10 protein-coding genes are annotated in these 13,610 nt (G+C 30.1%); all 10 read left to right on the top strand.

The features are described from left to right. Positions 1–9 precede the first annotated feature (9 nt). Positions 10–1,839 carry a T9SS type A sorting domain-containing protein gene (locus HALO113_RS14610; RefSeq protein WP_159779833.1) on the top strand — a complete coding sequence of 610 codons (1,830 nt, stop codon included), beginning with the start codon at positions 10–12 and terminating at the stop codon, positions 1,837–1,839. 270 nt (positions 1,840–2,109) lie between these two features. Continuing rightward, the gene (locus tag HALO113_RS14605; RefSeq protein ID WP_159779832.1) at positions 2,110–2,529 is read left to right on the top strand and encodes a helix-turn-helix domain-containing protein; all 420 of its coding nucleotides are present in this window, start codon (positions 2,110–2,112) and stop codon (positions 2,527–2,529) included. Between the two features lie 97 nt (positions 2,530–2,626). Next, positions 2,627–3,862: a hypothetical protein gene (locus tag HALO113_RS14600; RefSeq protein ID WP_159779831.1), complete on the top strand. Its 1,236-nt coding sequence runs from the start codon at positions 2,627–2,629 to the stop codon at positions 3,860–3,862. Positions 3,863–3,884: 22 nt separating this feature from the next. Beyond that, entirely contained in the window at positions 3,885–4,145 is a 261-nt protein-coding gene (locus HALO113_RS14595) for a DUF4212 domain-containing protein (protein WP_159779830.1), read from the top strand. Between the two features lie 26 nt (positions 4,146–4,171). Beyond that, entirely contained in the window at positions 4,172–5,929 is a 1,758-nt protein-coding gene (locus HALO113_RS14590; RefSeq protein ID WP_159779829.1) for a sodium:solute symporter family protein, read from the top strand. 285 nt (positions 5,930–6,214) lie between these two features. Beyond that, complete coding sequence (locus tag HALO113_RS14585; protein ID WP_159779828.1) at positions 6,215–8,902, top strand: ATP-binding protein; 2,688 nt, start codon at positions 6,215–6,217, stop codon at positions 8,900–8,902. A 5-nt stretch (positions 8,903–8,907) separates the two neighbouring features. Further along, positions 8,908–9,267: a response regulator transcription factor gene (locus HALO113_RS14580; protein WP_159779827.1), complete on the top strand. Its 360-nt coding sequence runs from the start codon at positions 8,908–8,910 to the stop codon at positions 9,265–9,267. A gap of 12 nt (positions 9,268–9,279) precedes the next feature. Next, positions 9,280–11,175, top strand: coding sequence for an acetate--CoA ligase (locus tag HALO113_RS14575; RefSeq protein ID WP_159779826.1), 1,896 nt, complete (start codon positions 9,280–9,282; stop codon positions 11,173–11,175). Between the two features lie 85 nt (positions 11,176–11,260). Next, positions 11,261–13,168: an acetate--CoA ligase gene (gene acs, locus HALO113_RS14570; RefSeq protein ID WP_159779825.1), complete on the top strand. Its 1,908-nt coding sequence runs from the start codon at positions 11,261–11,263 to the stop codon at positions 13,166–13,168. Between the two features lie 97 nt (positions 13,169–13,265). Next, positions 13,266–13,610, top strand: a 345-nt coding sequence (locus tag HALO113_RS14565; RefSeq protein WP_159779824.1) for a DUF2867 domain-containing protein, incomplete at its 3' end; no start/stop codon positions are given.

The following is a 13,610-nucleotide window of genomic DNA, read 5'->3' as shown; positions in this document are numbered from 1 at the left end:
ATTTAAATTATGAAAAAAATAATAATATACTTAATAAGTATCTGTATATCAGGAAGTATTTTTGCCCAAGTTCAAGAAGGTGGAACACCAGAAAGTTTTGAGTTGATTGCTAACAATTTACCAAATGTGACTACCTTTACATATGCTTTCGATCCTTCAGAAATTAACTCAGTAAACGATTCACTCTATCATGTAGGAGTGGCTGAACAAGTGAGCATAGATTTTATAGAAAGTTCTAATAAGTTTACATCAGTTAATGGAATTGTAGTATATCGCCTTTTAGTAGAAGTAAAGAATACTTTAGGCTTGGGAATAGATTTTAGTGATTTTTATTTACCTAATGGAGGTAAATTATATGCTTATAATGAGGATAAAACGATACTTTTAGGTGCCTTTACTGACAACAATAATCAAGTGGATAGAAAATTTTCTATACAACCTATTTCGGGTACAAAGCTAATTTTAGAATACAATCAATCAGCAGAAATAAATGATATTCCTACAATTCAAATTAATAGAATTTCAAAGATATATAGACCGTTATTTGAAGATGCTAAAAAAAGTTCAGATTGTTATGAGAATGTACATTGTGTGAATAATATTGAAGTAGAAAGATCAATAATGAAATGGTTTTTTTATGACACCAAAGACGAAGGCTATTATATATGTTCTTGTGCATTAGTGAACCAAGATGTACCTTCAAATAATATAAAACCTTATGTTTTAACCGCCAATCATTGTGGTAAAAATGCAGATTTGTCTACCGCTATTTTCTATTTTAATTACCAAAATTCAACTTGTACTAGCAATAATGCTAATCAATATAATTATACCTTATCAGGTGGATCTAAAAGAGCAAAACGTTCTGTTTTTGATATGTTTTTGTTAGAATTAAATACTTTTCCTCCACCAGACTACAATGTTCATTTATCAGGATGGAATAGAAGTAATCGAAATGATTTACCAGATCAACTAATGGGAATACATCATCCTGAGGGAAAGCCTAAGAAAATATCTTTAGGAACTTTTAAGGCAAATACTAATCCTAATTTTTGGAGAGTAGAATGGGATATTAACAGTGCTCCAACAGCAGGAGGTTCTTCTGGTTCTCCTCTTTTTGAAGACAACAATGACAGGATTATTGGTTGGTTATCGTATGGAACATCGGCTTGTGATAAAATTGATGGAATTGATAGATACGGGAAGTTTAGAGATGCTTGGTCTTCTATTTTAGGTTCAGATTCTAGGTTGAAAGATTGGCTAGATCCCAATAATAACGACATGAATACTATAGTGGGACGAGACCCATGTTTTACTAATCTTTTGATTACTAATCGAATCTTTTATTCAGCTCAACAACGTTATCAACCTGAAAATAAGGTTACAGTTCAAACAGGAAACACTTTAGCAACATCTGGTAATGTTATTATAAAAACTGGTTCTGAACATAAGTTTTCAGCCGGTCAAGAAATTGTATTTACATCTGACTTTACAGCAGAGTTGGGATCCGATTTTTTGGCTGTACTAGAGCCTTGCGATGTCATTGCTTTCAGAATGACTAACGAACAAATAAAAGATAACTCAGAACTTGAATTACTTGATAAAGATAGATTATCCATATATCCAAATCCTACTAATGGTTTAATTAAGATTAATTTTGGTAACCTTTCTAGTGGAAATTATGAATTGTATTCGTTAGATGGTAGAATAATATTGTCTAATAAATATGAAAACTCCTCAGAAATAAGTATAGATTTAACAAATTTCGCTAATGGAGTTTATGTAATAAATATTATTGCAAATGAAAAAGTAATATCTAAAAAACTAATTAAAGAATAATTAATAATATTAAAATAAACTAATCCGATTATAGCTTTAATGTAATCGGATTTTTTATTGGGTAATTTTATCGTTCTTACTATATATAATTATAATAATTAACAGTCTATATTGTTTTTTTAATGATGAAATATCTAAAAAATATTATTTGAATTAATCATTAAAAAAAACGCATTTTTTTAAATATACTTAAATTTTTTATAAAAATAATTATTAAATTCATTTTTTATTTTTTTGCTAATTTAGTATATTTATGCAAAATTTATATATATGGATGTTATTACCTGTCCCAAATGTAACGGTTCCACTCTTGTTAAAAGTGGTATAATTAAGGATAGACAGCGTTATTTATGCAAAAAATGCAACTATTATTTCACTGTAAATAAGTTGGGTAAAAAAATTGATGATTATTATGTTACCAAAGCTTTACAACTCTATTTAGAAGGATTAAGTTATAGAGAAATTGAAAGAATTATAGGAGTTTCACATGTTTCTATCAGTAATTGGGTTAAAGAATATAAAATTAACAAACCACCTCATCCAAACTATCATCCTAGTTATAAGATACTTAAACATGCTGAACTTGTAGAATATTTAAAAAATAAAGAACAATTATCGGGTGCTGGTATGATTATTACAGAGTTAGGAGATAAATTTATGCTAATAAAATGGGAACGTTTTAAAGAATAGCTATACTACTTTACAGTTATATATATTTTTTTTTAAGTTGCAATAAATAATTTTAAAATTTGATTGAACGAAACCAAGTAAAATCAAATTTTTAATTATGAAAAAAATACTTTTAATTTCCGGATTACTTTTTTCTTTCTTAGCATTTGCTCAAGGTTCACCAGATTATGAAAGTGGACTCAAAGTAAAAATAAATGAAGACGGGACAAAATATTTTAGAATTATTTCTTGGGCACAATTTTGGGCACAACATAATTCAGATCGTCCTCTAGATGCAAACGGTAATGAACAAGCCGATTTAAATTTTAGTTTAAGAAGAGCGCGTGTTCTAATGTATGCTCAAATTAGTTCCGATTTCTTAATTTTAACTCATTTTGGTTTAAATAGTTTAAATGCAGATAATATGAGCCCAACGGGTACCAGTGATGCATCCCAACTATTTTTTCATGATGTATGGGCGCAATATAATTTAAATAAAAATCACTCCATTGGTGGTGGCTTACATTATTGGAATGGTATATCACGTTTAAACAATCAAAGTACTTTAAATATTATGACATTGGATAACCAAAGGCAAGCTTGGACTACTTTAGGTTTATCAGACCAATTCGCTAGACATTTAGGAGTGTACATGAAAGGTGCTTTTGGAAAATTGCAATATCGTGTTTCAATTAACGAAGCGGAAACTAATAATTTGCAAGCTACAATTGTACCAGTAAACAACGGACCTGCAACTTATACTGGTCGTCGTTTATTAGGTTCTAAAGAAGCAGGTAAAGCCTTTTCTGGTTATTTTGATTACGCCATTTTTGACGCTGAAAGTAATTTTTTACCCTATAAAGTTGGCTCCTATGTGGGAACTAAAAAAGTGTTCAATATTGGTGCGGGTTTCTTTGTACATCCAAACGGAGCTGTAATTGCTGATGCAACTGGAAATTTAAGCGGTGAAGATGTAACTATTTTAGCTGCAGATGCTTTTTATGATGCTCCAATAGGTAGTAATGGTGGTGCAATAACAGCATATGCATTATATCAAAATTCTGATTATGGGAATAACTTTAGACTAGGAACTACTTATGAAACAGGATCATTACTACATGCTCATTTAGGTTATCTTGTTCCTGGAAAAATGAAAACAAAATTTCAACCTTATTTATCTATTGATTCTAGACAAATTGATGCTTTAAATGATGATGCTTCTCAATTTGGCATTGGTACCAATATTTATTTGAGTGGTCATAATTCTAAATTAACATTAGAATATCAATCTTTAAAATATGCTCAAAATGATGCAGTTAATACGATTACATTACAAGCAATGATATATTTATAAATCAACCTTAAACTCAATAATTATGACTGAAAAACAAAAAAACGCAAGTGCGTATTGGAAAGAAAATTTAAAATATCTTCTTATTTTACTAAGTATCTGGTTTGCTGTTTCATATGGTGCAGGAATACTTTTTAAAGATGCTTTAAATGGAATAAAAATTGGTGGATTTCCTTTGGGATTTTGGTTTGCTCAGCAAGGATCAATTTATGTATTTGTAATATTGATTTTTGTTTATGTTCGATTAATGAACAAACTTGATAAGAAATTTGGATACGACGAATAATAAATTAATAATTTAAAAAAAATATCATGAATGTACAAATTTGGACTTACATCATTGTAGGAATTACATTTGCTCTATATATAGGAATAGCAATATGGTCTAGAGCTGGATCAACAAAAGAATTTTATGTAGCTGGAGGAGGTGTATCACCATTAGCAAACGGTATGGCTACAGCTGCTGATTGGATGTCTGCTGCTTCTTTCATATCAATGGCAGGAATTATTTCTTTTGCTGGTTATGATGGTGCTGTATATTTAATGGGATGGACAGGTGGTTATGTATTATTAGCCTTATTACTAGCTCCTTATTTACGTAAATTTGGAAAATTTACAGTGCCTGACTTTATTGGTGAACGTTATTACTCAAATACAGCACGTACGGTAGCGGTAATTTGTGCTTTAATTGTTTCTTTTACATATGTTGCTGGCCAAATGAGAGGTGTAGGAGTTGTTTTTTCAAGATTTTTAGAAGTGGAAATTGAAACGGGTGTAATAATAGGTATGGTTATTGTTCTTTTTTACGCTGTTTTAGGAGGAATGAAAGGAATTACTTATACTCAAGTAGCACAATATTGTGTTTTAATTTTTGCTTTTATGGTTCCTGCCATCTTTATTTCTATTCAAATGACAGGAAACCCAATTCCACAATTAGGAATGGGTGGAACAGTTAGTGGCAGTGAAAATGTTTATTTGTTAGATAAACTAAATGGATTATCCACAGAATTAGGTTTTGCCGAATATACAAATGGATCAAAATCAATGATGGATGTTTTTGCCATTACATTGGCTTTAATGGTGGGTACAGCAGGTCTTCCACATGTAATTGTTAGGTTCTTTACAGTTAAAAAGGTGAGAGATGCCAGAAAATCTGCAGGTTGGGCTTTATTATTAATCGCAATTTTATATACAACCGCACCCGCAGTAGCAGTCTTTGCCAAAACAAACTTATTAGAAACCGTTAGTGATAAAAACTATGCAGATATGCCCAAATGGTTTACTAATTGGGAAAAGACAGGCTTATTAAAATTTGAAGATAAAAATGGTGATGGTAAAATTCAATACTACAATGATAAATCAAAAGATGAAGCATTCTTAGTCTCACAAGAAGCAAAGGGCTTAAAAGGTAGCGAATTAACAATTGATAATGATATTATGGTATTAGCAAATCCTGAGATTGCACAGTTACCAAACTGGGTAATTGCTTTGGTTGCTGCGGGTGCCTTAGCAGCTGCTTTATCAACAGCTGCAGGTCTTTTATTAGTAATATCATCTTCTGTTTCTCATGATTTAATTAAAAAAATGATTAACCCAAATATTTCAGAAAAGAGCGAGTTGTGGGCAGCTCGTGGTGCTGCAACTGTTGCTGTTATCGTTGCAGGATATTTTGGAATTAACCCTCCAGGATTTGTCGCTGCAGTAGTTGCTTTAGCTTTTGGACTAGCGGCTGCATCATTCTTTCCTGCCATTATTTTAGGAATTTTTCATAAAAAAATGAATAAAGAAGGAGCAATTGCTGGAATGGTAGTAGGTTTACTACTCATGTTATTCTACATGTTAAAATTTAAATTTGGCCTTTTTGATGGAGGAAAAGATGCTGTGGCTGGGTTAAAAGATAGTTGGTGGTTTGGAATTTCTCCAGAAGGTTTTGGAACTATTGCTATGTTAGTAAACTTTATTGTTGCTTTTGTTGTAAATAGCTTTACAAAAGAACCGCCTCATGATGTACAAGAAATTGTAGAACATATTAGAATACCATCAGGAGCAGGAGAAGCAGTAAGTCATTAAAAAATAAAAAATTTGTTTATAAATCGCTGTAAACTCTTACAGCGATTTTTTCATTTTAAAAGATAAAATTGTATTTTTAAAACAGATAATAACTAAAAATGAAAAAAAGACATCAACAAAAATTAATAGTATTAACTCTTTTTCTTTTCATTACATTAAACCTTCCTTTACTATTACTGTTTGATAGTAGTGAATCATTTTTAGGTGTTCCTATTTTTTATATTTATGTTTTTTCAATTTGGTCTTTCTCGATTTTTGTTTCACTTGTTATAGTTAGAAGATATTATGAATAGTTTTATATTAATTTTAATACTTTTATTGTATCTTATTTTTCTATTCTTTATCGCACATTGGGCTGAAAAAAAGGAAAATTTAAAATGGGCAAATAATCCTTATGTTTATTCTTTATCATTAGCGGTTTATTGCACAGCATGGACTTATTACGGAAGTATAGGCGTTGCAGCAAATTCTGGGTTAAATTATTTAACTATTTATATTGGTCCCATCATAGTTATGCCGGCATGGATTATTATTATGAGAAAAATAATTCGTATTTCTAGGTTAAATAATGTCTCAAGTATAGCTGATTTTATTTCTCTTCGGTATGGGAACAGTCGCTTTTTAGGTGCATTGGTTACATTTATATGTTTAGCAGCAATACTACCTTATATTGCTTTACAATTAAAAGCAATTTCAGAAACTTTTCATGTAGTTACTAAGACTTCAGAAAATTCACTTATAATTTTTGATACAACAACTTATGTAGCTGTAGCCCTAGCTTTATTTGCTTCTTATTATGGTACACGATATGTAGATGCTTCTGAGAAAAGAAAAGGCATTATTACAGCGGTTGCAATGGAAAGTATTCTAAAATTAATTTTCTTTATAATTATTGGACTATATGTTACTTATATAATTTATGATGGGTATTCAGATATTTATGAAAAAGCTTCTTTATTAGAAAAATTTCATGAAAAGAATACTATTGGTAGTATTGAAAATGGTATGAATTGGTTCTTTTTGTGTATGTTATCTTTATTTGCAATATTCTTATTACCAAGACAATTTCATGTAGCAGTTGTTGAAAATAATAGAGAAAGACATATTAAAACCGCTTTATGGGTGTTTCCTTTCTATTTACTAATCTTTAATATTTTTGTTTTTCCAATAGCTTGGGGGGGAAATGTTCTTTTTTTGGGAGAAGATAAAAATGCAGATACTTTTTCACTTTTAATTCCTCAATACTATAATAATACATTTTTAACCGTAATTGTTTTTTTAGGAGGTTTCTCAGCTGCTATTTCTATGATTATTGTTTCAAGTATTAGTTTATCAACTATGTTAAGTAATAATCTTTTAATTCCATATACTTTTTTAGGAAAGTTAAAAAATGAAGAACAAGAAATTAACAATAAGAAAATCGTTACAATTAGAAAAGTGGGGATTTTTTCATTAATAATAATAGCATATTTAATTTATCGATTTTTTGCATTAGATTATAGTTTAGGCTCAATTGGTTTAGTTTCGTTTGTAATTATAGGGCAATTAGCCCCTTCCTTTTTTGGAGCTTTATTTTGGAGAAGAGGATCAAGTTTAGGTGCCAAGACTGGAATTATAATTGGCTTTTTGGTTTGCCTTTATACACTTTTAATTCCTTATGCTTATGGCTTAACAAATACTACGAATAGCTTTATAACTTCAGGACTTTTTAATGTAGATTTATTAAAGCCTTTAGAATTGTTTGGTTTAAATTATTTATCTCCCATTGCACATGCATTTTTTTGGAGTATTTTGTTTAACACAATGACTTATTTTGCTGTATCTGTTAGTTTTAAAGGTAATTATAGAGAACGAAATTATGCGGAAATGTATATTGATATAGATAAATATAGTACTAATCATGAAAATGCATTTGTATGGAGAGGTACTGCTTATACTAGAGATATTGAAAAAGTATTATTGAAATTTTTAGGTCAAGAAAGAACACAAAGGGCAATGGCTATTTTTAATGCAAAATATAATGTCGACAAAAATCAAGAAATGGCAGATGCTCGATTAGTTAAGTTTGCTGAAAATTTGTTAACTGGACACATAGGTACAGCTTCAGCAAAAATATTGATTTCAAGTGTGGTAAAAGAAGAAAAAATAACCTTACCTGAAGTTTTGAAAATCTTAGAAGAATCAAATGAAAACATTTTAATTAATAAAAAACTAATTGAAACTTCAAACGAATTAAAAAAGATTACTAATCAGTTACAACAAGCCAATGAAAATTTAGTAATAAAAGACAAACAAAAAGATATTTTTCTAGATACGGTTACTCATGAATTAAGAACACCTATAACCGCTATTAGAGCAGCAAGCGAAATTCTAATTGATGATGAGGAAATTCCTGAAACATTAAAAAAACAATTTTTGAATAATATTATTTCAGAATCTGATCGATTAAACAGATTAATTGATAAAATTTTAGATTTAGAAAAATTTGAAACAGGGAAACAAAAAATTAATTTGGAGTATAATAATCTGGTAGAAACAATTCAAAATTCTTTAGATGCTTTACAGCAACTTGTTAAAAATAAATCAATTACGCTCTATTTTGAAAATAATAAGTCAATTAAAACGTACTATGATGAAGATAGAATTGTTCAAGTGATTACTAATTTAGTATCTAATTCAATAAAGTTCTGTCCAGATATAAATGGACTAATTTCAATTGAAGTAACTGAAAAATCTGATGAAATTTTTGTTACAATTTTAGATAACGGAAAAGGGATCAACCCCAATGATTTTGAAAATATATTCGATAAGTTTTATCAGTCTGATAACCAAAATATTAAAAAACCGGTAGGAAGTGGTTTAGGGCTAGCCATCTGTAAACAAATCATAGAATGGCATGGTGGAAAAATTTGGGCCCAGAATAATGAAACTAATGGAGCTTGTTTTATATTTACTTTACCTATTAAAAAATAAATAAAATGAAGAAGATTTTGATTGTTGATGATGAACCTAATATTATAATGGCACTTGAATATGCATTTAAAAAAAGCAATTTTGAAGTCTTTATTGCTCGAGATGGACAAGAAGCATTGGATATACTTAAAAACGAAATTCCAAATATCATCATACTTGATATTATGATGCCTAATGTAGATGGATATGCTACACTAGAAGAAATTAAGAAAGATGTAAAATTAGCTAATTGTAAAGTTGTTTTTTTATCAGCTAAGAATAAAGAATCTGATATTCAAAAAGGAATAGATTTAGGCGCTAATGCATACATAACTAAGCCTTTTTCTATAAAAAAATTGATTGAACAAGTAAATGTGTTACTTTAAATACAATTAAAAATGAACTATAAAGATTTTTATCAAAATAGTATAAATAATTCCGAATTATTTTGGCAAGAACAAGCTAACAAGTTAGACTGGTATTCCAAACCAGAAAATATTTTATCTGTAAATGGAAATGGTTATAACCAATGGTTTCAGGATGGTACACTTAATTTATGCTATTTAGCATTAGATAAACATATTCAAGACGGTTTCGGAGATCAAAATGCAATTATATATGATTCTCCAGTTACTCAAACGATTAAAAAATATACATTTAACGAAGCTAAAGAAAAAGTTGCCAAATTAGCGGGTGGTTTGTTAGCATTGGGTTTAAAAACAGGGGATACGGCAGTAATATACATGCCTATGATTCCGGAAGCTGTATTTGCTATGTTAGCATGTGCAAGAATAGGAGTTACACATTCTGTCGTTTTTGGAGGATTTGCACCTCATGAATTAGCAATTAGAATAGATGATTGTAAGCCTAAGGTCATTTTAACGGCTTCCTCAGGAATTGAAATAGATAGATTAATAGCTTATAAGCCTTTAGTGGATGAAGCACTAGAGTTATCTTCACATAAACCAAAAAAAGTAGTTGTTTTGAATCGAAAATTAGGAGCAAGAGTTCCTTTTAAAAAATATGATATTGATTATGATGCACTAATTTATGGTTCAGACGAAACCAATTGCATTCCATTACAATCGATTCATCCAAGTTACATTTTATATACTTCTGGCACAACAGGTAAACCAAAAGGTATTGTTCGCGATACAGGTGGTTATGCCACAGCGCTTCGCTTTTCGATGCAATATATTTACAATGCTAATCCTGGAGAGGTATTTTGGGCTGCTTCAGATGTAGGCTGGGTTGTAGGACACAGTTATATTGTTTACGGACCATTAATTAATAGAAATACGACTATTGTTTTTGAAGGTAAACCTATAAAAACTCCAGATGCATCCACATTTTGGAGAATAATTTCAGAACATAAAGTGGCAACCATGTTTACTGCACCTACAGCTATTAGAGCAATTAAAAAAGAAGATCCAAATGGTGAATTTATAAAAAAATATGACCTGTCTAGTTTAAAAACACAGTTTTTAGCAGGTGAACGTTGTGATGTTGCTACATTAGAATGGTATCAAAAACATATTACAATTCCTACAATAGATCATTGGTGGCAAACAGAATCGGGTTGGCCAATGATTGCTAATATGATGGGAATTGAATTTCTACCAATAAAACCAGGCTCAGCTGGAAAAGCAGTTGCAGGTTATGATATTAGGATTTTTAATGAAGTAGGTGAAGAATTAAATACTGGAGAAGAAGGTTATGTTGTTATTAAATTGCCCTTGCCACCTGGTACACTAATGGATTTATGGAAAGATAATGAACGCTTTAAAGCTGGATATTTGAATAAATTTCCAGGGTTTTATTTTTCTGGAGATGGTGGTTATAAGGATAAAGATGGATATGTTTACATAACTGGAAGAGTGGACGATGTAATAAATGTGGCAGGACATCGTTTATCTACTGCTGAGATGGAAGAAATTGTTGCTTCTCATAAAGCGGTTGCAGAATGTGCGGTTATTGGAATAAATGATGAATTAAAAGGTCAAATACCATTAGCTTTGGTAGTAACAAAAACAGGAGAAGAAATAGAGAATTTTCAATTAGAATTTGAAATTGTCCAACTTGTAAGAGAACAAATTGGTGCAGTAGCTAGCTTGCGGAACGTTGTTACTGTTCCACGTTTACCAAAAACACGTTCTGGAAAAATTCTAAGAAAATTAATGAGAAATATTGCAGATGGTACAGCATTTCAAATACCATCAACAATTGATGATATTGTGATAATAGAAGAAATTAAAGAAGTTTTGAAAAACAATAAAATTGGATTTTTTAAATAGAAAAACTATAGTAATTTTGCAAGAATAAATTTATTACTTCTTTAAGAATTATTATATTTACTAACAAATAAAAAAATAAATACAAATGAGCTATTATAAAATAAATGACTTAGAGAATTATTTTAAAATGTATAAAAAATCAGTTCGAGAACCAAGAAAATTTTGGGACAAGATTGCTGATGAAAACTTTAGTTGGTATCAAAGATGGGATAAAGTTTTTGAATTTGACATTGAAGAAGCTCAGTTTAAATGGTTTACTAACGCTAAAGTAAATATTGTAAAGAATTGTATTGATCGCCATCTTAATAAAAGAGGAGACAAGACTGCTATTATTTTTGAACCTAATAATCCAGAAGAGGAAGCACAACATATTAGCTATAATGATTTATATGCTAGAGTGGCTAAAATGGCAAATGTTTTGAAATCTCAAGGTATCAAAAAAGGAGATCGCGTTTGTATTTATTTACCAATGATTCCTGAATTAGCTGTTGCTGTTTTAGCTTGTGCTAGAATAGGAGCAATTCATTCGGTTGTTTTTGCTGGTTTCTCATCAAGTGCTTTATCCAGTAGAATTAATGATAGTCAATGTAAAATGATTATTACCTCTGATGGTGGTTTTAGAGGAAATAAAACCATTAATTTAAAAGCAATAGTGGACGAGGCTTTAAAAGATTGTCCAAGTGTTGAAAAAGTTTTAGTAGCTAAAAGAACGAATGAAAATGTATCAATAAAAGAAGGAAGAGATTTATGGTTACAACCACTATTAGATGAAGCTATAGACAATCATGTGGCAGAAATTATGGACGCTGAAGATCCTTTATTTATTTTATACACATCGGGTTCTACTGGTAAACCAAAAGGAATGGTTCATACAACTGCAGGATACATGGTTTACACTGCTTATACTTTTAAAAATGTTTTCAATTACGAAGAAAATGATATTTATTGGTGCACTGCAGATATTGGTTGGATAACTGGTCATTCTTATATTTTATATGGACCCTTATTAAATGGAGCTACTACTGTAATGTTTGAAGGGGTACCTTCTTATCCAGATTTTAGTCGCTTTTGGCAAGTAATTGAAAAACATAAAGTAACTCAATTTTACACAGCACCAACCGCTATACGTGCTTTAGCGAAAGAAAGCATTGATTATGTAAAAGGTTTTCCATTAAGTAGTCTAAAAGTAATAGGATCTGTTGGTGAACCAATTAATGAAGAAGCTTGGCACTGGTATAATGATCATGTAGGGGGAAAAAGATGTCCTTTAGTAGATACATGGTGGCAAACTGAAACAGGTGGTATTATGATTTCACCTATTCCATTTGTAACTCCTACTAAACCTACCTATGCATCATTACCATTACCAGGTATCCAACCCGTTTTGATGGATGAATTGCGAAATGAAATTGAGGGAAATCAAGTAACTGGAAGTTTATGCATAAAATTCCCTTGGCCTTCAATGGCAAGAACCATTTGGGGTGATCATGAAAGATATAAGCAAACCTATTTTTCTGCATTTCCTGGTAAATATTTTACAGGTGATGGCGCTTTAAGAGATGAAGTTGGTTATTACAGAATAACAGGAAGGGTAGATGATGTAATTATAGTTTCAGGACATAATTTAGGTACTGCTCCAATTGAAGATACCATTAATGAACACCCTGCTGTAGCAGAAAGTGCAATCGTAGGTTTTCCACACGATGTTAAAGGGAATGCTTTATACGGATTTGTTATTTTAAAAGAATCTGGAGAAAGCAGAAATCATGATAATTTAAGAAATGAGATTAATAATCTTATTGCTGATAAAATAGGTCCAATATCAAAATTGGATAAGATTCAATTTGTTAGTGGTTTACCAAAAACACGTTCTGGAAAAATCATGCGAAGAATTTTAAGAAAAATAGCAGAAGGGGAAGATGGTAATTTTGGGGATATAACTACATTATTAAATCCTGAAATAGTTGAAGAAATTAAAAAAGGTAAACTGTAATAAATTTTATAATTCAAAGTAAAAGGTTGTTTTTTTAGACAACCTTTTACTATTTTTATAGGAATAAAATTTTATAATAATTATCAGATATTTTGTCATGAGGATTGCACAAGTTGATTATCCTAAAGAATCTTTCTTATTTCAAAAAACAGAAAAATATAATTATGTAGATAGCTTTCAAGGAACTATTCTAGATGAAAAAAATCAAATTACTTCATTAGATGTTTTGAAAGCGTTCTTTAGTTCAGGGCCAAAATGGATTACCAATTTATTTGTTTTAAGAAATAAAATTGTGAAACTATTTGGTTTAAAAATAAGTCAAAAAATTAGTAATAAAGAAGAATTTATTAATAATCTAAAAGGCGAACCGAATGAACAAATAGGTCTCTTTAAAATTTTTGAAGTTAATGAAAAAGAAATAATTATCGGGGAAGATGATAAA

Origin of the sequence: Flavobacterium sp. 9AF (genome assembly GCF_902506265.1) — a bacterium.
Classification (GTDB): Bacteria; Bacteroidota; Bacteroidia; order Flavobacteriales; family Flavobacteriaceae; genus Flavobacterium.
The sequence above is the reverse complement of the archived record's forward strand: the minus strand, read 5'-3'. Positions and strand labels throughout refer to the sequence as shown.